This is a genomic window from Halanaerobacter jeridensis, from assembly GCF_016908315.1.
GTDB classification, from domain to species: Bacteria; Bacillota; Halanaerobiia; order Halobacteroidales; family Halobacteroidaceae; genus Halanaerobacter; species Halanaerobacter jeridensis.
This window is the reverse complement of the sequence record NZ_JAFBDQ010000006.1, coordinates 18,121-42,393: the sequence shown is the minus strand read 5'-3', so window position 1 is coordinate 42,393 and position 24,273 is coordinate 18,121. Positions and strand designations below refer to the sequence as shown.

General features: G+C 33.0%; 27 protein-coding genes. 5 read left to right on the top strand and 22 right to left on the bottom strand.

What is annotated here, in order from left to right; all coding sequences use genetic code 11:
* Positions 1 to 5: 5 nt before the first annotated feature.
* The 5 genes from JOC47_RS07075 to pta all read right to left on the bottom strand — a co-directional run bounded on the left by JOC47_RS07075 (position 6) and on the right by pta (position 3,641).
* Complete coding sequence (locus tag JOC47_RS07075) at positions 6 to 464, bottom strand: hypothetical protein (RefSeq protein WP_204701363.1); 459 nt, start codon at positions 462 to 464, stop codon at positions 6 to 8.
* Between the two features lie 151 nt (positions 465 to 615).
* Positions 616 to 783, bottom strand: a complete 168-nt coding sequence (rpmF, locus tag JOC47_RS07070; RefSeq protein ID WP_204701362.1) for a 50S ribosomal protein L32 — start codon at positions 781 to 783, stop codon at positions 616 to 618.
* 35 nt (positions 784 to 818) lie between these two features.
* On the bottom strand, positions 819 to 1,292 hold the full coding sequence (locus JOC47_RS07065; protein ID WP_204701361.1) for a YceD family protein: 474 nt from the start codon (positions 1,290 to 1,292) through the stop codon (positions 819 to 821).
* A 101-nt stretch (positions 1,293 to 1,393) separates the two neighbouring features.
* Positions 1,394 to 2,587: an acetate/propionate family kinase gene (locus JOC47_RS07060; protein ID WP_204701360.1), complete on the bottom strand. Its 1,194-nt coding sequence runs from the start codon at positions 2,585 to 2,587 to the stop codon at positions 1,394 to 1,396.
* A 55-nt stretch (positions 2,588 to 2,642) separates the two neighbouring features.
* Complete coding sequence (gene pta, locus JOC47_RS07055) at positions 2,643 to 3,641, bottom strand: phosphate acetyltransferase (protein ID WP_204701359.1); 999 nt, start codon at positions 3,639 to 3,641, stop codon at positions 2,643 to 2,645.
* A 438-nt stretch (positions 3,642 to 4,079) separates the two neighbouring features.
* Here pta and JOC47_RS07050 point away from each other — a divergent pair, with 438 nt between their 5' ends.
* A complete protein-coding gene (locus JOC47_RS07050; RefSeq protein ID WP_204701358.1) occupies positions 4,080 to 5,369 on the top strand; it encodes a nucleotidyltransferase in 1,290 nt (429 codons plus the stop codon).
* On the opposite strand, the gene JOC47_RS07045 is transcribed toward JOC47_RS07050, so the two are convergent.
* From JOC47_RS07045 to mgsA, 4 genes are all read right to left on the bottom strand, one after another.
* Entirely contained in the window at positions 5,366 to 6,367 is a 1,002-nt protein-coding gene (locus JOC47_RS07045; RefSeq protein ID WP_204701357.1) for a PDZ domain-containing protein, read from the bottom strand. The two genes, JOC47_RS07050 and JOC47_RS07045, sit on opposite strands and share 4 nt — an antisense overlap.
* On the bottom strand, positions 6,351 to 7,145 hold the full coding sequence (locus JOC47_RS07040) for a patatin-like phospholipase family protein (RefSeq protein WP_204701356.1): 795 nt from the start codon (positions 7,143 to 7,145) through the stop codon (positions 6,351 to 6,353). The genes JOC47_RS07045 and JOC47_RS07040 overlap by 17 nt, the downstream gene beginning before the upstream one ends.
* 233 nt (positions 7,146 to 7,378) lie before the next feature.
* Complete coding sequence (fdxA, locus tag JOC47_RS07035; RefSeq protein ID WP_204701355.1) at positions 7,379 to 7,546, bottom strand: 4Fe-4S ferredoxin; 168 nt, start codon at positions 7,544 to 7,546, stop codon at positions 7,379 to 7,381.
* Between the two features lie 115 nt (positions 7,547 to 7,661).
* On the bottom strand, positions 7,662 to 8,033 hold the full coding sequence (gene mgsA / locus JOC47_RS07030; protein WP_204701354.1) for a methylglyoxal synthase: 372 nt from the start codon (positions 8,031 to 8,033) through the stop codon (positions 7,662 to 7,664).
* A gap of 314 nt (positions 8,034 to 8,347) precedes the next feature.
* Between mgsA and JOC47_RS07025 the strand changes: the two genes are divergently transcribed.
* Positions 8,348 to 8,608, top strand: coding sequence for a CPF_0552 family protein (locus JOC47_RS07025; protein WP_204701353.1), 261 nt, complete (start codon positions 8,348 to 8,350; stop codon positions 8,606 to 8,608).
* A gap of 38 nt (positions 8,609 to 8,646) precedes the next feature.
* Here the strand turns inward: JOC47_RS07025 and JOC47_RS07020 are convergent, their stop codons facing one another.
* The 3 genes from JOC47_RS07020 to JOC47_RS07010 all read right to left on the bottom strand — a co-directional run bounded on the left by JOC47_RS07020 (position 8,647) and on the right by JOC47_RS07010 (position 12,603).
* On the bottom strand, positions 8,647 to 9,531 hold the full coding sequence (locus JOC47_RS07020) for a M15 family metallopeptidase (protein ID WP_239550976.1): 885 nt from the start codon (positions 9,529 to 9,531) through the stop codon (positions 8,647 to 8,649).
* A gap of 65 nt (positions 9,532 to 9,596) precedes the next feature.
* Positions 9,597 to 11,582 (bottom strand): sensor histidine kinase, encoded by a 1,986-nt coding sequence (locus JOC47_RS07015; protein WP_204701351.1) that lies wholly within the window; start codon positions 11,580 to 11,582, stop codon positions 9,597 to 9,599.
* A 67-nt stretch (positions 11,583 to 11,649) separates the two neighbouring features.
* Entirely contained in the window at positions 11,650 to 12,603 is a 954-nt protein-coding gene (locus tag JOC47_RS07010; protein ID WP_204701350.1) for an NAD(P)-dependent oxidoreductase, read from the bottom strand.
* A 181-nt stretch (positions 12,604 to 12,784) separates the two neighbouring features.
* Between JOC47_RS07010 and JOC47_RS07005 the strand changes: the two genes are divergently transcribed.
* The 3 genes from JOC47_RS07005 (at position 12,785) to JOC47_RS06995 (ending at position 15,385) form a co-directional block, all read left to right on the top strand.
* On the top strand, positions 12,785 to 13,558 hold the full coding sequence (locus JOC47_RS07005; RefSeq protein WP_204701349.1) for an HD domain-containing protein: 774 nt from the start codon (positions 12,785 to 12,787) through the stop codon (positions 13,556 to 13,558).
* A 95-nt stretch (positions 13,559 to 13,653) separates the two neighbouring features.
* Positions 13,654 to 14,142, top strand: coding sequence for a hypothetical protein (locus JOC47_RS07000; protein ID WP_204701348.1), 489 nt, complete (start codon positions 13,654 to 13,656; stop codon positions 14,140 to 14,142).
* Positions 14,143 to 14,197: 55 nt separating this feature from the next.
* Positions 14,198 to 15,385: an SAM-dependent methyltransferase gene (locus tag JOC47_RS06995; RefSeq protein WP_204701347.1), complete on the top strand. Its 1,188-nt coding sequence runs from the start codon at positions 14,198 to 14,200 to the stop codon at positions 15,383 to 15,385.
* A gap of 65 nt (positions 15,386 to 15,450) precedes the next feature.
* Here JOC47_RS06995 and fsa read toward each other — a convergent pair whose 3' ends face one another.
* From fsa to JOC47_RS06945, 10 genes are all read right to left on the bottom strand, one after another.
* Positions 15,451 to 16,098, bottom strand: coding sequence for a fructose-6-phosphate aldolase (gene fsa, locus JOC47_RS06990; RefSeq protein ID WP_204701346.1), 648 nt, complete (start codon positions 16,096 to 16,098; stop codon positions 15,451 to 15,453).
* A gap of 63 nt (positions 16,099 to 16,161) precedes the next feature.
* A complete protein-coding gene (rbsB, locus tag JOC47_RS06985) occupies positions 16,162 to 17,106 on the bottom strand; it encodes a ribose ABC transporter substrate-binding protein RbsB (RefSeq protein ID WP_204701345.1) in 945 nt (314 codons plus the stop codon).
* Positions 17,107 to 17,128: 22 nt separating this feature from the next.
* On the bottom strand, positions 17,129 to 18,064 hold the full coding sequence (locus JOC47_RS06980; protein ID WP_204701527.1) for an ABC transporter permease: 936 nt from the start codon (positions 18,062 to 18,064) through the stop codon (positions 17,129 to 17,131).
* Positions 18,065 to 18,108: 44 nt separating this feature from the next.
* Entirely contained in the window at positions 18,109 to 19,605 is a 1,497-nt protein-coding gene (locus tag JOC47_RS06975) for a sugar ABC transporter ATP-binding protein (RefSeq protein ID WP_204701344.1), read from the bottom strand.
* The gene (gene rbsD / locus JOC47_RS06970) at positions 19,605 to 20,009 is read right to left on the bottom strand and encodes a D-ribose pyranase (protein WP_204701343.1); all 405 of its coding nucleotides are present in this window, start codon (positions 20,007 to 20,009) and stop codon (positions 19,605 to 19,607) included. Before rbsD ends, JOC47_RS06975 begins: the two co-directional genes overlap by 1 nt.
* Entirely contained in the window at positions 20,006 to 20,923 is a 918-nt protein-coding gene (rbsK, locus tag JOC47_RS06965; protein WP_204701342.1) for a ribokinase, read from the bottom strand. Before rbsK ends, rbsD begins: the two co-directional genes overlap by 4 nt.
* A gap of 66 nt (positions 20,924 to 20,989) precedes the next feature.
* Positions 20,990 to 22,003, bottom strand: a complete 1,014-nt coding sequence (locus JOC47_RS06960; RefSeq protein ID WP_204701341.1) for a substrate-binding domain-containing protein — start codon at positions 22,001 to 22,003, stop codon at positions 20,990 to 20,992.
* A gap of 269 nt (positions 22,004 to 22,272) precedes the next feature.
* Entirely contained in the window at positions 22,273 to 22,629 is a 357-nt protein-coding gene (locus tag JOC47_RS06955; protein ID WP_204701340.1) for a DUF2178 domain-containing protein, read from the bottom strand.
* 13 nt (positions 22,630 to 22,642) lie between these two features.
* Entirely contained in the window at positions 22,643 to 23,677 is a 1,035-nt protein-coding gene (locus tag JOC47_RS06950; RefSeq protein ID WP_204701526.1) for a threonine aldolase family protein, read from the bottom strand.
* 13 nt (positions 23,678 to 23,690) lie between these two features.
* Complete coding sequence (locus tag JOC47_RS06945) at positions 23,691 to 24,209, bottom strand: methylated-DNA--[protein]-cysteine S-methyltransferase (RefSeq protein ID WP_204701339.1); 519 nt, start codon at positions 24,207 to 24,209, stop codon at positions 23,691 to 23,693.
* Positions 24,210 to 24,273: the final 64 nt, after the last annotated feature.

The window sequence follows — 24,273 nt, the reverse complement described above, 5'->3', positions numbered from 1 at the left end:
CCTTTCTACTCAACTTGTCTTAAATCAGCAATATAAAAATCTGTATAATAAAGCACTAACGCCATTATCAATATCGGTGATTTTATACCCAGACCATATAAATAAAACACAAAATTTTTATTGTGAGCTACCTCTTTAAAAGGCACCCCAGTTATGTATGTTATTAAATCTATACTTATAATTTCCATCATAAAAATAATTGAATAAACTGTCACTATTGGAATAATACTGCTAAACCAACTTTTCTTGAAATAATATCTCAGCCCTAAAATTAAAATTGTAACCCCTAATACTGTCTGCAGCAAAATAGTAGACACAAACACTCTCACTCCAGCAATTATTACTACTGATAAAGCAATCAACTTGATGAATTTATGTTTATCAAAATTAATTCTATACAATTTCAATCCTACATAAAAATTTAGCGACATAGCAAACATTCCAAATATCATATCTACTAACACTTCAACTACCCCCATCCAATTATATTATATGACGAAAAATTACTTCTTTCAATTTTTATCGACATTTTTTATTTATCGTTAAACAAATTCACATTCTTTTATAGCAAAGAAAAAAGCAAGACAGTAAACTGCCTTGCTTTTAATAGCCTCACTATTTTACTTTTCTCCCTTTGTAATGTCCACACTCAGGACAAACCTGATGAGACTTTTTCATCTCATGACAATGAGGACATTCAGATAAATTAGGTGGAGTTAAATTTTTATGAGTTCTTCGCTTTCTTTTTCTTGTTTTAGAAGTTCTTCTCTTTGGTACTGCCATCTCTAATACACCTCCTTAGTTCACATTAAAACTAATTACTCTTTATCTAATAGTTGTCCTAACTTAGCTAAACGAGGGTCAACCTCGTGCATCATGCAATCACAACTATCTTCATTTAAATTAGTCCCACAATTAGGACATAAACCTTGACAGTCTTCATCACACACCGTCTTCATTGGAATAGCTAATGTAATATGGTCTAACCATGACTCCTCTAAATCAAGTTCATCATGTTCGACTTCAGCCTTATCAAACTCAGCCTCATATTCAAAATGAAGCGGCATTTCAAATTTCTCTAAGCAGCGACTACACGGCACCTTAATTCTAAGATCAGCTTTAGCAGTCACCACAAATTCATCTTCAGCATTAATCACACGTCCAACTAGTCTAATATCATCAATAAACATCACTTCTCGACCTTGAATTTCTTGGTCAAAAAATGGGATCGTCAAATCAACCTGCTTAATTGCACCTAGAGTTTCTTTAATTTCTTCTACATCTATCTTCATCTTAATCACCTTCTTAAAACCCGAGATTAAGCTGCAAGGATCTCAATCAAACTAAACACAGCGTTTTAATTATAATACAACTTAAATAATTTTGTCAAGGGTTATTCAGCAACTAATTCTTTAGTATCTCTTGCAATTACCAATTCTTCATTCGTTGGAATTGTAAATACTTTAACCTCAGCACCATCAGAACTAATCTCTTGTGTTTCACCACGTACATCATTCTTATCCTCATCTATTTCAATTCCTAAGTAATCTAAATCTGCGCAAATATCTTCTCTCATAGCAATTGCATTTTCTCCAATACCAGCTGTAAAGACAACTGCATCTACACCATTCATAGCAGCAGCATAAGACCCAATATACTTTCTAACGCGATAAGCAAACATATCTAAAGCTAACTGAGCTCTTTCATTACCTTCTTCAGCAGCTTCTTCGATATCTCTAGTATCACTACTAATACCAGAAACTCCTAAAAATCCACTTTTGTTATTCATAACTTCATCCATCTCTTGTGGCGATAAATCTTCTTTTTCCATAATAAATGGTACTGCTGCTGGGTCAAGGTCTCCACATCTAGTCCCCATCATTAAACCTTCTAATGGAGTCAAGCCCATGCTTGTATCATAAGACTTACCATTTTTAACAGCAGCAACACTAGCACCATTACCTAAATGACAAGTAATAATCTTTAAGTCTTCAATATCTTCGCCCATCTCTTCAGCAGTTCTTTGAGCTACAAATTTATGAGATGTTCCATGGAATCCATAACGCCGTACACTATAATCTTCATAATATTCATAAGGTAAAGCATACATATAAGCTTGTTCAGGAATAGACTGATGAAAAGCAGTATCAAAAGTAACTACTTGTGGTGCTTCAGGAATCAATTCCTCACAAACCTCAACCCCCATTAAGTTCGCTGGATTATGTAACGGGGCCAAATTAGAGCTTTCTTTAATCTTTTCTTTCACATCTTCATCTACAATTACAGAAGAATCAAAATATTCGCCACCGTGAACAACTCTATGACCAACAGCATTAATTTCATCTACATCAGAAATAACACCTTTATCATCATCCGTTAAAGTATTAATTACTAATTCCATTCCTACTTCATGGTCAGCAATTTCTTCTTCAATTTCAAACTCTTCACCAGCAACTTCTTGTTCTAATCTTGAACCCTCAATTCCAATTCGTTCTACTAAACCTTTAGCCAACACAGATTCATTTTCCATATTAATTAATTGATATTTAATTGAAGAACTACCGCTATTAATTACTAAAACTTTCATTGAAACTCCTCCTTATATTATTGACAATTTTAATTTATTTTTCCTCTCCAAATATTTAACAATTTTGAGCTTGTACTGCTGTAATTGCAGCTACATTAACGATATCTTGCACATTACACCCTCTTGATAGATCATTAACTGGCTTAGCAATCCCTTGTAAAATAGGGCCAATTGCTTCAGCATGAGCTAAACGTTGTACTAATTTATAACCAATATTTGCAGCTTCTAAATTAGGGAAAACTAATACATTAGCTTCACCTGCAATTTCACTTTCAGGATATTTTGTTTTAGCTACTTTAGGTACTAGAGCAGCATCAGCCTGCATTTCCCCATCAATTTCTAACTCTGGATCTAATTCTTTAGCTTTAGCAATAGCATCTACTACCTTATCCACTGATTCATGCTGCGCACTACCATTTGTAGAGAAGGATAACATAGCAACTTTAGGATCAATTTTAGTTAAATTATTTGCAGTCTGAGCTGAAGATACAGCAATTTCAGCTAATTGCTCAGCATCAGGGTTAGGATTAACAGCACAGTCTCCAAAGACTAAAACTCCATCTTCCCCATAATCTTTATCGCCAACAATCATCACCAAAGCACCTGAAATAACCGAAATTCCTTCTTTAGTACCAATAATTTTAATTGCTGCTTTAAGTACATTTCCCGTTGCATTTTCTGCTCCAGCAACTTTACCATCTGCTTCACCTTTTTCAACCATCATCGAAGCAAAATAAAGCGGGTCTTTAACTTGCTCTAATGCTTCTTCCTCAGTAATATCCCTATGTTTTCTTAATTCATAATAAGTCTCTCCATATTCCTCTAACTTATCAGATTCAACTGGATTAATAATTTCTGCCCCATCTAAATCAACACCATGTTCTAATGATATTTCTCTAATTTCTTTTTCTTCTCCTAGCAATACAACATCTGCTATCCCTTTCTCTAAAATTAATGGTGCTGCTTTAATCGTTCTTAATTCCGTACCTTCTGGCAATACAATTTTCTGTTTGTCCGATTTAGCTTGTTGATGAATGTTCTTGATAAAACTCATAAATTGTCCCCCTTATTTTTTATAACATCTTATAAAATTTTACTAGCTTTTAACCCCCAATGATTTTCTGCATGAAATTCATTGCCAATAACTAACAACCATATTTAATCATACCCAACATATGAAATACTAGATAAACATGTTAATCTCCTTGTTATTTCATCAAATAATTTAGGATTTTTTAAAGTTTAAATCATTTAATAAATCAAAAGATTAACAACTGTCTGACAATTATTTATTTTATACCTGCCCACCAACTATTCTTTACTAATTAAATCAAATATATGTCAATTGATATTTAACTCATAATTAGATACAATAATACACAGTAACTAGTAAATAGTGAAGAGTAACAAATAAAGTAGTTTTTTTCTATTTACTCATTACTATTTACTGACCACTGATTACTCATAACTGTTTTAAAAAGGAGTTTTTTCTATGAAAATTTTAGGTATCATTACAGAATATAATCCATTTCATAATGGCCATCAAATCCATCTTCAAGAATCTATAGCTGAAAGCGGGGCTGATGCTTCAATCTGTATTATGAGCGGTTCTTTTTTACAGCGAGGCACCCCTGCTTTAATTAATCAATGGGCACGTACAGAAATGGCTTTAGAGCAAGGAGTAAATTTGGTAATTCAACTTCCAATCAGCTATTCTATACGTAGTGCAGAACACTTTGCTTTTGGTAGTGTAAAATTATTAGATGCTACAAATATAGTTGATTCACTCTGCTTTGGCAGTGAAAGTGGAAAAATTCAACCATTACAGTTCTTAGGACAATTATTAGCTCAAGAACCCCCTCAATTAAGTGAACTAATCCAAAAGAAATTAGAATCTAATCTTTCTTATCCTCAAGCAAGGGCTGCAGCTGTTGGAGAATATCTACAGAAACAAAACACAGAAATTGATCTTTCACAACATCAAATTGCAGAAATACTCCATAATTCTAATAATATTTTAGGCATCGAATATATCAAAGCCCTAACTAAGCTCAATAGTTCCATTAAACCGCTTACTATTCAACGTCAAGGAGCAGATTACAATACTCAACATTTAGAACAAGTCTCTAGTGCTACAGCAATTCGCAAACAAATTAAAAAATATCAAGAAAACAATGATCCTTTAATCACTGATCAACTACAAGAAACTATGCCAGCAACAACAGTAAACATTTTAGAAAAAGAATTCACGGCCGGACGAGGACCTATTTATCCTCAAGATTTATCAAATCCATTATTAGCTATTTTAAGACGAAATTCGCGGGCTAAATTTAAAAACTATGAAGATGTTAGAGGGGGCCTAGAAAATCGCATCAAAGACGCGGCTCTTAATTCCTCTTCGTGGGTAGAGCTAATAAATAAAATAAAAACCAAACGTTTTACTCAAACACGAATCCAAAGAATCTTAGCCCAAATTTTACTGAACTTAAAAGAAAATTCCTTAAGAGAATTTGACCAAGCCGGTGGGCCACTTTATTTTAGAATATTAGGTTTTAACCAGCAAGGAAAAGAATTACTACATAAAATAAAATCACAAGGAGACCTACCGTTGATCTCCCGTGTTGCTAATCATTTTAAGAGTAATTACCAACCTCAAAACTTATTACAAAAAATGTTGAGTTTTGATGTACAAGCTACTAATATTTATAATTTAGCTTACCCAAATCATAAGTGGAAGCCAGGTAATTCAGATTATAAACAAGCTCCAATTATTAAAGCTTAATTTTTTAGATAATTAATTATATCACTGAATTTTTCTACTTTAACTAATTTAACCCCATGATTTTTCATCTCTTGGGCCAATTCCCAATTACCAGCAGGGACAAAAAACAACTCTGCTCCTTCCTCTTTAGCAGCAGCAATTTTTTGCTTAATACCATCAATCTTAGAAATTTCTCCTTCTAAATTAATTGTTCCTGTCCCAGCAATTTTATTGCCGTTAGTAATATCTTTTTTAGTCAAATAATTATAAATACTTAAAGCAAACATGCTGCCTGCTGAAGGACCGCCAATCTGCCCAGCATCAATTTCAATCTTAATTGGAAAATTATATTTTCGCTTATAAGGAGAAATCAAAACTCCAATTGAAGGCTCTTTGCTATTTTTCTTAAGCGCTTTAGTCTTAATTGAAAAAGTTTTTTTCTTTTTATCCCGCTTGATTGTAATTTCTACTTTATCTCCTAGCTTTCTATCTTTAATCTTGTTCACAGTTTCAGTCAACAGTTGTACTTTAGCTCCATCTACTTCTACAATAATATCTCCTTCTTGCAAACGTCCATAACCATTACTCTTTTCTAAAACTTGAATTATTTCTACTCCTTGTCCCGTTATTTGTGGTTGATAACCTACTTGCTCTAAGGCTACAGCTTGAGCTTTCAATTGACTCTCTGTCATCATTTCTTTCATTAAATCAAAGTATTCTTCTAATTTAACATCTTCAGGTAAAAAATCCATAGACTGCAGTTCATATAATTCTGGATTAAAGATCTTGACCCATAAATAATCAACTATATTAGCACGCTTCATGGAGACAGTAGTTAACATAATTTGTCCTGCAGTATCATAAGATTGAGCTTCAATATTTATCATTGGAGAAATATCTTTTGCAATTCCTGGTGAAACAAGATAATAATTTATAGGATATAAAAACAAAATTCCTGCTAATACAAGAATAATAACTAATGCGACAGTAAACTGATTATTTTTAATTAGCTTCTTCACTCTCTAACCCCCTAGCTCTTAACTTTTTTATTTTTTCGATATTCTTTTGAGTTGCTTGATAACCTAAATCAATACATTCTTGACTACGCTCTAATTCAGTAGCTCCAATCCCCTTCAGCTTAGGCTCAATTAATAAATCTGCCCCCACCCTTTTACTTTGCGCTAATTCTTGCTGCATAATATCAATAGAATTCAGAATCACATCAAAAATATTATTAACATCTCGTGACTGAGAATCTATAGGACTAACCTCAACTCCAATTACAATATCTGCCCCTAAATTTCTTGCTTCTGCTGTCGGAACGCGGTTTAATAATGCTCCATCCACCAATAATCTATCATCAAGTTTATGAGGTACAAAAACCCCTGGTACAGACATACTAGCTCTTAAAGCTTCTGCTACTATTCCACTATCAATAACTACATTTTCTCCTTTTTCTATATCTGTAGCTACAGCAGCAAAGGGTAATTCTAAATCAGAAAACTCTTTTCTTTTAGTCAGCAATTGAAAAAATTCTTTCATCTTATCTCCAGCTATTAATCCCTGCCGGGGTAATGTTATATCAGTTAAATTATCCCACTCAAGATGAGTTGCTAGTCTTTCTAACATATGCAGGTCTAACCCAGCAGCATAAAACCCACCAATAATCGCTCCTGCACTAGTCCCTGCTATATAATCAATTTTAATTTCTTCTTCCTCTAAAGCTTTTAAAACACCTATATGAGCCAGACCTCGAGCTGATCCTGCCCCTAAAGCTAAACCAATAGTAGGTTCCATTATTTCACCTCACAATTTAAACCTTATAGATTATTTTTTACTCTTTATCTTTTATTATTTACATTTTGCCAATTATTCATAACTATTTATTATATCTTATTTTATAATATTCAATATAGAACTAAATTATCCTTTGCAATTAAAATATGTAATCAAAATCAACTTAAAAAATTAGCTTCTATAATAAAAAAACCCCAGGAAAACCCCGGGGTTTTAATACTAGCCTATGTTACTTACGCTTCAATAGCATCAACTGGACAAGCAGAAGCACACTGACCACAATCAATACAAGTATCTGCATCAATATCGTACTTTGCATCTCCTTCAGCAATAGCGTCTACTGGACAAGTAGGTTCACACTGTCCACAAGAAATACATTCATCAGTAATTGTATATGCCATTTGCGTCACCTCCATAAAATTTTTAAATGTCTATAAATCAGCTGTAAAGATATGTAATGCAATTTACTTTTTAACTCTACAGCTTTTGTTATAATAACACAAATTAATCAATTAGTCAATTTACTTTTAAGCCATTTAATACTAGATGAGCTGTTGATAAGTTAGTCGCTAAAGCAACATTGTGCACATCACATACTCTAAGTAAAGCACTAACATCAGGTTCATGAGGTTGAGCAGTTAAAGGATCTCTTAAGAAAATAACTGCTTCTAAATTATCACTAGCAATTTCAGCCCCGATCTGTTGGTCTCCGCCTAAAGGACCAGATGCTTTACGTTCAACTTCTAGCTCGGTTTCTTCATTTAATCTCTTACCAGTAGTTCCTGTTGCAATTAAGTGATAATTAGCTAAAATTTCTTGATGTTGCTGAGCAAAAGCAATTAGATCTTCTTTCTTTTCATCATGAGCAATTAAGGCAATCATTTTCATTATATTCGCTCCCTTGTAAATATATTAATTATTCCACAGAGTTGTGATGAACAAATTCTTCCAATTCTAATCTAGGTGGACGTTTCTTTTCTCTTTTTTTTCATTTCTGGAGATAAATCAGAATTAATTTCATCAGCTTTTTCTCCTACGGCCATTAAAGAAATCAACTCCATCTCTTTGCTTTTATTGCGTTATTTATTTTTTCTACATAAAATATTTTTTTCCTTCCCATAATAATTATAAAGCAGGAATTTTTAATTGCTACCAGAATTATAAAAAAAGATTAAAATTTTATTCAAAAGGGGGAAATTCATATGGAATGTTCCACAATTATGGCTGTTTTAATCGACAAACGAACCGATGCAGCACCTAAAGTACAAGAGATTTTAACTGATAATGGTTGTATTATTGAAACAAGATTGGGATTACATGAATCAGTAGATCAATGTTCCGAAGAAGGATTAATCTTACTTACTCTCTGTGGTTCTCAAGAAGAGATCGATGAATTACAAGCTGAATTAGAAAAAGTACATCGGGTCAAAGTAGATACAATGCAGCTTAGTTTTTCAGAGTAATTAAAAAAAGACCTGGGCCAAAGCTTAGTCCAGGTCTTTTATGCTAAATATTCTTCTAGAGTTAGATCCTGACTTGCTATTTTTTGAGCTATCTCCTGACCTACATATCTAATATGCCACGGTTCATACTGATAGCCTGTCACTGCATCTTTTCCTTCCGGATAGCGAATAATAAAACCAAAACCGGCAGCATGTTCCTTCAACCATTGACCTTCTTTAGTAACACCAAATTCCTGTACTAATTTAAACTTCACTTGAGGGCTCGTTACATCCATAGCTAAACCAGTCTGATGTTCACTTTCTCCTGGTCGAGCACTAATTTGATTAGCCTGCAGCAATCCATGTTTTTCTACTTGTGATTTAAAAATAACCTCTTGCCGCTGATAAGAACGATAACCTGACACAGCATATAGTTCTATATTATTAGCTTTAGCTGCAGCAAACAATTCTTCTAAAGCTGTAGCTGCTTTAGCAGCCATCAACTTCTTTTCATGAAATCCTTTAAAAATAAATGGCACCTCTGGTACTATTAAATTTAAAGGAGTATAATTATCAGCTAAACTATTGTTTTTATTAACTAATAACAAATCCTTTTCTATTTCTTGAGGCGTATTTTCAAATACTTCTTTAACTTCAGTTTTCAAATTTAACTCCTGACTAGAATCTAAGTCTTTAATTTCTGTTCCCGGAAGTAGTGGGATACTAGCTATTACTAAAGAACCAAGTACTACCCTAATCACCGTCACTTTTAAATCTGGCAACCTATTCTTAACATAAGAATTGACTACCTGTCTTAAATCTTCTTTGTTTTGAAAAGACTCATCAAATTCATCTGCCACCTCTATTAACTGAGGGTCTAAATACAATAAGATTTGATAGCCTTCTTCCTTATTAATCAAGTGATGTCCTATAATTGAAACCATCTCTTCCGCTCCTTTTGAATGATCTCTCAAAATTAATATCATTTATATTATATGCAGGAGTAAGATTATAGATCATACAAATCAGAAAATTCTACTTCTACTCTGTCAAGTACACTAGAGCTATCTACTTGATAATTAATATTTTTTTGCGACTGATTCTTTAATTGTTTCTTAGGCAGTTTAACCTTAAATTCTGTAAACTCACCATAATTACTATCTACTTCTATCACTCCATCATGTAAATCAACCAGTAATTTTACAATTGTGAGCCCAATCCCACTTCCTTCAGCATTGCGATTAAGGGATTTATCAATCTGTCTAAAACGTTGAAAAATTAGATCTTTCTTTTCTTGCGGAATTCCTAAGCCAGTATCTCTAACTGCAATTACAATCATATTTTCCGTTTCTGAAATTTTAACTCTTATTTCATCATCTTCTTCAGTAAACTTAAGTGCATTAGAGAGTAAATTCAATAATATCCGCTCTAGATTAAAAGGGTCACAAGCAATAATTTTATTCGCAACTTCCGTTTCAAATTTTAAACTTTTATTTTGACTTTCAATATAACTTTTAACTGAATTCGTTATCTCCCGCGTTACTTCTACTATCTCAACATTTTTCAAGTCTAAATTAAAAGAATTAGTATCTATTTTTGTAATATCTATTAAATTATTAACTAATCTTAATAACCTTTGACTATTCTGCTTGATAATTTCCGTATAGCCCTGTAAATCTTGATATTCTGCTTCCGATAAATTGTTTTCCTGATATAAGTCAGAGACCTGCAGAGCAGAAAAAATTAAATTCAAGGGTGTTTTTAGTTCATGAGATAAATTAGCAAAAAATTCTACCTGCAATTTATTATATTCTAATTCCTTTTTTAATAGTTCATAGTCAGTAATATCAAGCCCCGAACTTAAAACTCTTTTAATATTCCCCTGTGCATCCTTTGAAATATTGCTTGTCCACAAAATTTTTCTCCGTGCTCCGCTTTTGGTGATAATTTCATTTTGACCATAATGTAATACACTAGACTGTCCATTAGGAGTATCAGCAAAAACTCTTATTGTTTTTTCTTCTTCTTTCTCATTTACAAAATTAGTCCAGGACTGACCTAATAATTCTTCTTCACTATAACCTAAAACTTGACACGCCTTTTTATTAACTTCTGCAATTTTACCTTTCCCATTAATATTTATAATCATAACTCCTGAAACATCAAAATATTTATTTAATTTATCCCTTTCGGCTTTTAATTGTTGATTAGTAGCCGTTAATTCTTTAAATAATGAAGTATAAGGACTTTTCAAACTAATTTCAATAATTGCTTTATAAATTAAATAAAATGAAATTAATTTAAAAATATGTCCTAACATATTTAATAATCCATATACATCAGCATATAAGGTAAAAGATAGTTCAGCTAAAATCGTTGTTATAATCGCCCATTTCATCCAAAGATATGATTTAGGACTTAATTTTTCTCGCCGTTGATAAATTAAAACCATTGCAATTACTAAAATAGTCACTATTAAATATTCGCTAATCTTTTTAAAGGGAGTTAATCCTACCCCTACTCTAAAACAAGCAGGAAAGATATCCCAATAAAATATACTAGAAAGCAAAATTACTGTTAGAGAAGAATAACTATAAATTAATTTCTTTATTTTTAATTTACCACTAATGAATTTAAAAGCTAATAGTAATGATAGAGCTTCAATGAATCTAGCAATAATCCATAATTGAGTTGGCAAATTAGCACCATAGTGAGGAAAAACTCCCATTCCTTTATAAGCTAAGGTATGCAGCAAATCAAAACCACCTACAAAAACATAAGCTACTCCTAAAAACATCAGATAATTATTTTGGGAAATATCCTGCGTATTAATAACTATAATAAACATATTATAAGCAATAATAATACTAAATAGTTCAACCAAAGCATGAAATAATAGATAATTTTTTAATCCTAAATAAGTAATCACCAATAACGCAACTAAGTTCCCCACTATATATTTATTAGAAAAATATTTTGCTGCCCACGATTTCATTAATTCTCCCCCTAAATTTTACTAGAAATTTAAATTAAACAGGCAGGACTTACCTGCCTGCTATCAGTTAAAAGACTACATTTTGAGATTTATTATTTAACCACGCTTTAATGTTAGCAAAAACTGTCTTAGCTCTACGCTGAAATGCTTCTGGAGTAGCAAATGCAACATGAGGAGTTAAAACTGCATTGGAAGTATTAACTAAGGGATGGTCTTTAGGGATCGGCGGCTCCATTTCAAAAACATCAACTCCTGCTCCAGCAATCTGACCTTGCTGCAAAGCATTAGCTAAAGCAGCATTATCGACAATTGGCCCACGGGCTGTATTAATGAAAATACTCGACTCCTGCATTAAATCTATTTTCTCTGCATCAATCAATCCTTCAGTTTCTTCTGTATGGGGGAGGTGCAAACTAACTATATCACTCTTACTCATTAAAGTTTCAAGATCGACATATTCAACTCCTAATTCTTTAGCTCTTTTCTTTTGACTGCGATTATAACCTAGCAATTTACAACCAAAAGCAGACCCTAACTCGGCAACTCTTAATCCAATACTACCAGTACCAATAATTCCTAATGTCTTGCCGTGTAATTCAGGGCCAATCAATCCTGCCCTAGTCTTCTCATGTCTAGTAGCAGCATCGCCAGCAACTATATTGCGCATCACAGTAATCATTAACCCCATTGCCAATTCTGCTACTGCATGAGTAGAATACCCTGGCGCATTACAAACTGTAATATCTTGTTGCCGACAGGCCTCTAAATCAACATGATCTACTCCTGTAAAGGCTACAGAAATCAATTCCAGCTGCGGACAAGCAGTAATTACTTCTTCTGATAAGGCCAAATTCGTAATTACTGCTATTTCGGCATCTCCAATCCGCTTAATAATCTCTTCATCTTCTTGCGGACGATTATCATAAATAACTAACTCATGTCCTTTTTCTTTTAGTTCTGACGCTAAATCTTCAATTACTACATTAGTTACAGATAAAGGTTCTAAAATTACAATTTTCACAAATTATCCCCCCAAAAGAATTGATGTTTTATGTATTTTATTGTCCTATATTATATATTAAATATCACTTTAATTTAACCTTCTTTTAATCCATCTTTTGCAATTTTAAGTTTATTATTGAATAACTAGGCAATACTCGATAAAATTATAATTAGAAGACTATAAGGAGGAGTTCATAACAATGAATCAGCAATTATTATTTAATATTCAAGAGCAATTCGATAATTATGTTAGTCAATTTTCTTTATCTGACCCAGAAGAACAGCAAAATATTGATTTAAAATACCAACATAGCTATCAAGTTTGTAACAAAATGAAAAAAATTATAGATGATATGTTAGAAGGAAAAGAAGCCTATATTGCTCAAACAATTGCATTATTACACGATATTGGGCGTTTTAAACAATATCAAGAATATAAAACTTTTGCTGACGCCAAATCTGAAGACCATGCCCAATTAGGCGTTAGCGTCATCAAAGATAATGATCTTTTAGCCACAGTTGATCCTATAAACAGAGAATTAATCTTAAAAGCAATTCAATATCACAACAAACCATATCTGCCCGAGAATGAAAGTGAAGAATGTTTGTTATATACTAAATTAATTCGTGATGCTGATAAATTGGATATCTGGCGGGTAGTACTGAAGGAATACACTAATCAGTCAGATAATAATACCGTCAATTTAGGATTATCTACAGCAGAAAAAATATCTGATGCAGTCTATCAACAAATCATGGCTGAAGAAGTAGTTAAATATGAAGATTTAGAAACTATCAGTGATTTTAAATTACTGCAAATGGGCTGGGTCTTTGATATTAATTTTGGCCCTAGTTTTACTATCATTAAAGAAAAAGAGTATATAGATCGTTTATATGATACTTTACCCAAAACTCCTGCCACTAAAGAAATTTATTCTAAGATAAACTCTTATCTTGAGCAGCAAAGTAGGTAGTTCTCATTTTAATTTTAATAGAGGAATTTCAACTATTTGTCAATAACATATAATATAGAAACATTAAAGAAATTAAATAAAGGAGCAACTATTTCATGAAGTTAAAAACATTCTTATTTTTACTATTAGTAATATTATTTACTCAGATATCATATGCGCAAGATTCTAATGTAAATCAATACGGCAATTTCTCTTTTCAAACTGATATTATTACTCATCATTGGGAAAGCAAGTTTTACAATGAAGACCCCCGTTTAGTAGTCCTTGAGTATCACAGAGACGACTCTAAACTTTATGGTATTGCTTCATTTGAAAATTCATTTTATCAATCATCATGGTATGTTTATGGAGGGAAAACATATCCTATCTATCAAAAACATGACTTTAGATTACGCTGGAAGTTTACATATGGAATTGTGCATGGTTATGATGATGAAAACGGTAAATACGGTGGTTTTATTAATCAATTAGGCACTTTCCCAGCTGTACTACCTACAGTTGGATTTAATTATAAGCACTTAGTAGTAGAATTAGTACCCTTAGCTAATGAAGGATTTATGATTACTTCTGGACTTCGGTTTTAAACTGATCTACCTGTCTTAGAATTAAAATTAATTTCTTCAAATGAGGAGGGGTAGGATGCAAGAAAAATTTTTAATTTCTTTATTTGAAAAAATTGATAATGCTAATTATCAAGTGGAATTTTGGGATGGAGAAGTAGTAACTCAAGGTACTGCACCTTATAAAGTAAAGATCATTATTAAGAATCCTGTCCCGTGGTCTAGTCTTTTAAATAATCCTATCTTGACTTTAGGAGAAGCTTACATGGCTGGCAAGATTAAGATCAAAGGCAATTTTCAAGAACTTATTAAAATAATTAATCAAGCTAATAATCATCTACCCCTAACTAACTTAATTAAGAAATCATCAGCAGGATTGACTAGACTTAATAATAAACTATTCGGCTATCAACCCCAAACAGAAGTCCAACATCATTATGATATCGGGAATGATTTCTTTTCCCTCTGGCTTGATCAAAGTATGAATTATTCTTGTGCGTACTTTAAATCACCTACTGATTCTCTTTACCAAGCTCAACTGCAAAAGATTGATCATATTTTAAAGAAAATGCAACTGCAGCCAGGAGAAAAGTTATTAGATATCGGCTGCGGCTGGGGAGGCTTGATTATTAAAGCTGCTCAAGAATATAATGTAAATGCTTTAGGAATTACTTTAAGTGAAGAACAATATCAAAAAACTAGCCAACGTATTAAAAAATTGAATTTACAAAAACAAGTAACAGTTAAATTAATAGATTTTCAAAACCTGAGCCCACAAAACTATAAATTTGATAAAATAGTTAGTGTCGGTATGTTTGAACATTTAGGCAAAGAGAATTATCCTGTTTATATGAAAAAAGTTAATCAGCTACTAAAGCCAGGCGGGCTGTCACTATTACATACTATTACTACTTGGGAAGAAGGGCCAACTAACTCTTGGATCAAAAAATATATTTTCCCCGGCGGCTATATTCCTGCTGTTAAGCAAATAGTTTCTTTGTTACCTGAATATAATTTTAATTTATTGCATGCAGAAAATTTGAGACGCCATTATGCCTTAACTTTAGAAAAGTGGCATCGCAATTTCTGCCGTGAAATTAGGCAAGTTGAAGCAATGTTTGACCAAGAATTCGTTCGCATGTGGAATTTATTCCTGCGCAGTTGTGCTGCTAACTTTTGGGTAGGTGGACTGACTTTACACCAGTTTCTATTTACTAAGGGAGTCAATAATCAGATTAATTTAACTAATCAACATATTCACAATTAACTTTATTTAGCACTAAATAAAACAGCCTCTCAGAGATTAAGGAGGCTGTTTTATTCTGCTTAATTTTATTCTTGGGTTTCTTTCCAATCATTTAAGAATCTTTCAATTCCAATATCAGTTAGTGGATGCTGAGACATTTTTCCGATTACTTCAAACGGAATAGTAGCAATATCTGCTCCTACTAAAGCTGCTTCTTTAACATGACGTGGGCTTCTAATACTAGCAGTTATAATTTCACTATCTAGACCATAATTATTAAGGATTGTATTAATCTCTTCAATTAATTTCATACCGTCATGAGCTCTATCATCTAAGCGTCCCACAAAAGGACTAATGAAAGTTGCTCCTGCTTTAGCTGCTAAAAGAGCTTGATTAGCTGAAAAAACTAATGTTACATTTGTTTTAATACCATCTTCTTCTAAAACTTTAACAGCTTTTAGACCTTCTTCTGTCATCGGAATTTTAACTGCTACATTTGGAGCTAAATCCGCTAATTCTCTTGCTTCTTCAATCATTCCTTCTGCTTCTAAGCTAATTACTTCTGCACTCACTGGTCCTTCAACTAATTCACAAATTTCTTGGATTCTAGTATGAAAGTCAACGTCTCCTTCTTTAGCTACTAAACTAGGATTTGTCGTCACTCCATCAATTACACCTAAACTAGCTGCTTCTTTAATTTCTTCTAAATTTGCCGTATCAAGAAAAAACTTCATATTTAGCCTCCTTGAGAATATTCATCAGCAGGTCAAATTTTGACCTGCTGATAGATTATAGTTTTATTGTACATTATCCTTAGTAATTAATTTCAATTTAGCTGGATAATAGTCCTTTAAATCTTTATCATTAGCAATCGTTTGTGCTTTTTCAATTGCCATTTCCCCCATTAAAGAAGGTTGTTGAGCGATAGTAGCATTCATTTCACCATCTTTAATTGCAGTTAAAGCATCATCTATCGCATCAAAACCAACTACCAGTGTACTATCTAAGCGGCCAGCAGATTTAAGTGCTTCTACTGCTCCTAAGGCCATAGAATCATTATGGGCAAACACAGCATCAATTTCTTGATGAGCTTGTAGGATATTTTCCATAACTGTCATACCTTTAGCTCTATCAAAACCAGCTGGCTGACGAGCAATAACACTAATTTCATCATATTGCTCAATTCCATTGTTGAATCCTTCACCTCTATCTCGAGCAGCAGAAGTTCCAGGAATACCTGCCAATTCTACAACTTTGCCCTCTTCACCTAGTTGTTTAGCCATATATTCAGCGGCCATTTCTCCACCTTTGACATTATCAGAAGCAATATGAGTTACTACTTTGCCATCACTTGCTGATCTATCTACAGTAATCACAGGAACACCTTGATCATTAGCAGATTTCACTGCTGGAGCAATTGCATCGCCATTCACTGGATTAATAACTAATACATCAATCTGTTTTACTAATAAGTCTTGAATACTATTCAACTGTTTAGCAGCATCATTTTGTGCATCAGCTACCATCAATTCGACACCCATTTCTTCAGCTCTCTTCTCTGCTCCTTTTTTCATATCTACGAAAAATGGGTTATTCTGTGTCGAAACAGCAAATCCAACTGTTAACTTTTCCTTTTCTTGACCATCATCATCTCCAAAAATCCAGAAAGCACCAGCATTAACTGACAGTGTCAAAACCAATAAAAATGCTAAACTTAAAATTAAACTTTTCTTCTTAAACATTATCTAAAACCCCCTTTAGTTTTTATGCAGCTTGTTTGCTTCGTCTATCTAAATAAATAGCAAGTAAAATAACTGTACCTTTTGCTACTAACTGATAAAAGGAAGATACATTTAATAGGTTTAAACCATTATTAATAACACCCATAATCAAAGCACCAATCAAAGTTCCTGTAATGCCACCACGACCACCAGTTAAGCTTGTACCACCTAAAACTACAGCTGCAATAGCATCTAATTCATATCCTGTTCCAGCTGTCGGTTGCGCCGAATTTAATCTTGAAGCAAGTACAATCCCACTTAATGAAGCCATAAAACCACTAATAGCAAAAACAGTAGTCTTAATCACCTTTGTTTTAATTCCTGATAATTCTGCTGCTTCTTCACTACCACCTATCGCATAAACATAACGTCCAAATGGAGTTTTCTTTAATACAATATAACAAATAGTTAATACAATAACTAAGATTATAACAGGTACAGGAATTGGCCCTACCTTACCACCTCCTAAAAACTGAAATGCATCATTAAAGCCAGAAATAGGACGTCCATCAGTATAAATCAAAGTTAAACCACGAGCAATACTCTTCATCGCCAAAGTAACAATAAAAGCCGGCATTGCTAAACGAGAAATTACTAAACCATTAAATAATCCTAAGCCAGTTCCAGCAATTAAACCACCAATAATAGCAATTACCATATTCATTCCACTAGTCAATAATCCAGCAGTTACTGCACTAGCTACAGCCATTACAGAACCTACGGATAAATCAATACCACCAGATAAGATTACAAAAGTCATTCCAAAAGCTAGTAAGGCATTAATTGAAGTCTGAGTAACTATATTAAATAAATTAGTAACTGTTAAGAAATACTCACTTGAAAGAGATAAAACAACTATAATTCCTAATAAACCAAGACCAGTTTTAAATTGAGTAGCTGATTTTATTTTTTCTAGCAAAGTAGCACCAACTCCAGCTTGAGGTTGTTCTTGTGATTGTTGACTCAATTTATGCTCCCCCCTGTCGCTAAATTCATTATTTTTTCCTGAGTTGCTTGTCCACCATCTAACTCTCCTGCAATTTTATGCTCATGCATCACTAAAATACGGTGGCTTAAATTTAATACTTCTGGTAATTCAGAAGAAATCAAAATCACCGCTACTCCTTGTTCAACAAAATCATTGATTAAGTTATAAATTTCTCGCTTTGCCCCTACATCTATTCCACGAGTTGGATCATCTAAAATCACTACTTCCGGTTCGGTACTTAAAACTTTAGCAATTACAACTTTTTGTTGATTCCCTCCACTGAGACTTTTAACCTCTCTTTTCTCATCAGGAGTCTTTATAGCTAAATCATCAATGTATTTGCGGGCCAATTCCCCTTCTCGATCTTGATCAATCAAACCTATATTTTTAATGCGGTCTAAAATTGATAAAGAAATATTGTGTTCTACACTTTCAGTTAATACCAATCCTTCCTCTTTACGATCTTCACTCAGATAATAAAAGCCTAAATCAATTGCCTCTTTTGGGGAATTAATTTCAATTTTTTCACCTTTATAATATATTTCGCCACTTTCGGGTTTAAAAGCACCATAAATTGTTTTTGCTAATTCTGTTCTTCCTGCTCCCATCAAACCAGCAATTCCTAATACCTCTCCTTTATAAACATCAAAAGTTGCATCTTTTACTTTACCAGGTACAGATAAATTCTTAACTTCTAAAATCTTATCACTACGGTTATTCTCTATTTCAGGAAATCTTTCTGTTATATCTCGCCCGACCATCATTCGGACTAGTTGATCACGATTAGTATTTGCTACTTCTACTTCTCCTACCTTTGCCCCATCACGCAGCACAGTAACTCGATCACAAAGTTTAAATATTTCTTCAATTTTATGAGAAATATAAATGATAGAGATTTGTTGTTCTCTTAAACGTTCTATCAAGTCAAATAACAATTCTGCTTCACCAGGTGTTAAAGATGAGGTAGGTTCGTCCATCACTAGTACTTCTGCCTCTTGTGAAATAGCCTTTGCAATCTCTACCATTTGTTGACTACCGATATTCAAATCTCTAACCTTAGTTTCAGGATCGATATCTACTCCTAATTGCTCTAAAACATCAGCTGTTTTCTCTTTTAAATCAGCAAAATCTACAAAAATACCATTTACCTTTTCTCGGCCTAAGAATACATTTTCTGCAACTGTTAAATCAGGTAATAGTTTTAATTCTTGGTGAATAATCGATAGTCCAGCCTCCTGCGCTTCTCTAGGACCAGCAAAATCTACCTCCTGTCCTTTAAAATAGATTTCTCCGCTGTTCTGATGATGAATACCATTTAATACTTTCATAAGTGTTGATTTTCCTGCACCGTTTTCTCCTAATAATGCATGAATTTCTCCTTTGTACAAATCCAAATTTACATTATCTAAAGCTTTGACTCCGGGAAAAGTTTTAGTTATATTCTTCATTTCCAAAATTAAGTCTTCGCTCATTAAAAATCAACTCCCGAAATTAAAATTATATTAGCAAAGGGGATTACTTCACCACTCCTTACAATTCCTTTAGTAGTAGTAGTTAACTTTTTAAACTCTTCATGAGAGCAAGTTTCAATTTCTTCTACTCCAAATTGAGCCAACAATTGCTTAGTCTCTTCCCACAACTGCGGGCTTTCTTCTTTCATTTCCTGAGCTACAATAGCTCCTTCTACTACTAAATCATCTAGTACAGCCGTTAAGACTTCTTTATATTTTGGAGTACCAGGTTTTAAAGCCAAATCAACTCTTTCTACTGTTTGAGGAATTGGCAACCCTGAATCACAAATTACCAATCTATCTTTATGCCCCATCTCGGCTATTAATCGCGATAACTGATTATTTAAAATACCATCTTTCTTCATTCTTCCAACCCCCTTTGTTGTTTGAATTTTCTGACTTCTTTAGTTGTAGGCAATGATGGTTGAGCTCCTTCTTTAGTTACTGATAAGGCAGCAACTTGAGAAGCAAAATTAATAGCTTCTTTTTCACTCCAACCTTGCTGTAAACCATGGGCAAATCCACCAGCAAAAGCATCGCCAGCTGCTGTTGTATCTACAGCATCAACTGTTACTGCACCATAATTTTTGATTTTATCAGTACTATATAAAGTTATCCCCTGCTTTCCTTTAGTTAACAATACTTTATCTACCCCTAACTCAAGTAACTTATTAGCTCGAGCTCCTCTACTCTCTAGATTAGGAAATAAAGACTCCAACTCTCCCTCATTAGGCAGCAAATAATCTACATTACTATAAATCTCAGCTGTTAAGTCTTTGACTGGAGCGGGGTCTAATAATACTTTAGTCTCATACTGAGCAGCTAAATCAATAATCTCTTCAATAGTCTCTATTGGGATTTCTAATTGCAATAATATTAACTCCGCCTCTTTAATTTCATTTTCATGCTTAGCAATTACTTCAGGTCTTAATTGATTATTGGCTCCGGGAACAATTATAATTCTATTATCACCATCTTCTTCTACAGTAATATTAGCAATTCCAGTACTTACATCTAATCTATGAACATCTTCAGTATTAACTCCACCTGCTTTTAAACTATCCACTACTTCTTCACCAAAGTAGTCATTACCACAAGCTCCAATAAATTTAACTTCTGAACCCAATTTAGCAGCTGCTAAAGCCTGATTAGCTCCTTTGCCTCCTGGAGCTTGAGCAAAATTTTTCCCTACTACTGTTTCACCTTTTTCTGGGAAATTTTTAGTTTGGACTACTAAGTCCATATTCATACTGCCAATTACTAAAATACCTCCTGACATTTCAATTCCTCCTTCCCTTGTAATATCAACCTCGTTAACGTTTTCGAAACCCCACTAAAATCATCATTATTTTCTATTAGTACTCGAATTTCTCTCTACTAATTCTGCTGCTAAAATTCTATCTTCTTGTTCTAATTGCTCATTACTTTCTAAACTATTAATTAATAATTTTGATGCTTCTACTCCTAATTGATATTCCGGCTGAGAGATAGTAGTTAAAGCAGGCCGAATAACAGAAGCTACTTCTATATCATCATAACCAACAATTGAAATATCTTCTGGGATCTTTAAACCTGCTTCAAAAACTGCCTCATAAGCACCTAAAGCCATTAAATCATTAGCAATAAACACTGCTGTGGGTTGTTCAGAAAGATCTAAAAGTTCTTTCATTTCCCTATAACCTGATTGACTACTATAATCACCTTCTCTAATCAACTCTTCTTTACAAGACAGTCCTACTTCTTGAAGGGCTGATTTAAATCCAGCTAATCTATCTTGGGCAGGTTTAACTTCTAAATCACCACTAATATGGGCTATTTTATGATGACCTAAATCTATTAAGTATTTTGTAGCTTTATAAGCAGCAGCCTGATTATCAATTACTACTGCTGGAAAACCTGACTCCGGAATCTTACGATCAATCTGAACTACTGGGAAGTCCTGTGCAGCTAATTCATCTAATTCTTCTTTATTTTGATCATTAATAGCTAAGGAAACAATCATTCCATCAACTTGTTTACTCTTCATCAATTCAATTGCTTCTTTCTCACCTTGGGTGTGATTATCGGTATTACAAAAGATAACAGAATAGCCTGCTTCTTTAGCCTTATCTTCAATTCCCTTTGCTACTTCAGGAAAAAATGGATTACTTATATCAGGAATCACTAGTCCTAAAGTATGTGTTTTATCTAGCACTAATCCCCGCGCTATACCATTAGGATTATAATTTAGTTCATCAATTACTTGTTGAATTCTTTTTTTAGTTTCATCACTCACATCTGGTTTATTATTTAATACTCGCGAAACTGTTGTCGGGGAAACACCTGCCTTTTTAGCAATATCTTTGATAGTGACTGCCACAATATCCACTCTCCTTATTTCGTCTTTGAAAACGATTGCGTTAACGTTTTCACCACTGCTAATAAAAAAAGAATCCACCTTATCTAGAAACAACCTTCTCGCTAAGACGAGAAAGCTTTCCCCCGATAATGTGGATTCTTATTAGTTAATTAGTTATATGGATTATATTCCACTTAAAATTATTACTCTTATTTAATTTCACCTATATTATAATAATCTTATCGAAATTTGTCAAACTTAATTTTGTATTATTCATTAAATTTAGCCGCTTACATTTTTCTTTGATAATAAAATTTAAATATTATAAATAATAATACTATACTGCTGATACTTCTAATCAAGATCATGCCTGCTCTTGTACCCGATAAATAAAGACTAGTCCCACTAGCCGCTAAAACAAATAACATTAAAGTTGATTTAGCTGCTTTTCCTTCAATCTTTGTAGTCCGCTCATCTTCAATCACATTCGTTAATTTACTTTCCATGATCCAAAATAAAACCATACTTATCACAGCAATCGATAATAATATTGTAGGAGAATAATCATTCCATCCTACAACTACTGCCAGCAACATTCCAATAATTATCATCAGTGATAAAATTAATTTAAACTTTTTCTGCGTCATTGTATCCCTCCACTTAATTGTAAGTGCTATACTTTTCTAAATCAGATATAAATCTATCTACCATTTCTTCTTTAGTTGCCCAAGAAGTCACTAATCTTATTGCAGACCGTTGATTGTTAATTTCAGACCAAATATGAAAAGAATATTTTTCACTTAATTTATCAATCAATGTATTTGGGAAAATAGGAAATAGTTGATTAGAGTTAGTTTCAGTTAAAAACTCATATCCTAGACCGGCAATATTTTGACTTAACTTATCTGCCATTGCATTAGCATGTTCTGCTAAAGAGAAAAATAAATCATCTTTAAATAATTCAACAAATTGAATGCCCAATACTCTCCCCTTAGCAAATAAAGCTCCCCGCTGCTTTAAATAAAATCTGAAATCATCTTTTAAATCATCATTATTGATAATTATTGCTTCTCCACATAAAGCACCATTTTTAGTACCACCAATATAAAAGACATCCACTAAATTTGATAACTCAGCTAGACTTAAATCATTTTTAGATGAACATAAAGCAGAACCTAATCTAGCTCCATCTAAATATAATAATAAATCATTTGCTTTACAAAATGAATATAATTCAGATAGTTCTCTTTTAGTATATATTGTTCCTAATTCTGTTGAATTTGAAATAAATACTAATTTAGGTTTAACCATATGTTCATCAGTATGCTGTTCTAATAATGCTTCAATCTTCTCCGGAGATAATTTTCCATTTTTAGTAGCAACCGTATTTATTTTATGTCCTGTAGCCTCAATTGCTCCTGCTTCATGAGTATTTATATGTCCTGTATCAGCTGCTATTACAGACTCATAAGGCTTTAATATTGATGCTATTACTATCAAATTAGCTTGTGTTCCACCTGAAACAAAATGGATATCACTATTTTCATCCTGCACTTCCTTGCGCAAAATATTGCTAGCCCTCTTAGAATAATCATCCTGCCCATAACCAGCCTGCTGTTCTGCATTAGTTTCTGCTAAGGCCTGCAAAATATTAGGATGTGCACCTTCGCTATAATCGTTTTTAAAACTATATATTTTTTCTTGCTTATTATTCATCTTTATCCCCCTTTAAATTATTTTTATCATGTTCTAAGAGCCACTTTTTACGAGAGGTATTAGCCCCGTAGCCGCCAATACCATTACTTCCTACTACTCGATGACACGGTATAATAATTGGAATTTGATTCTTATTGTTCGCATTCCCTACTGCTCTATAGGCATTATTATTTCCTATAGCTATTGCTATATCCTTATATGATACTGTATGCCCATATGGAATTTTCATTAGCTCTTGCCACACATCTTTTTGAAATTCAGTTCCAGTTATTTTTAGTGCTAAGTCAAATTCTTTTCTTTCCCCGCTAAAATAATCATTTAATTGTTTTTGAGCTTCTATCAATGTAGAATCTAATTGCTCCTTATATCTTTTTTCTTTCCTAAAATTAAGCTCAACTATCTTCTCTTGTTTAGATTGAATCTCTAATAGTCCAATTGGGGAATCCAAATATGCTACATATCGATCAAAATTAACTTTTTTTAAATCATCAGATTTGTTTTTCTGACACATCTTTTAGCCTCCAGATTAAATAATCATAATTATTATCATAATAACTCTCAATACAAAATTATTT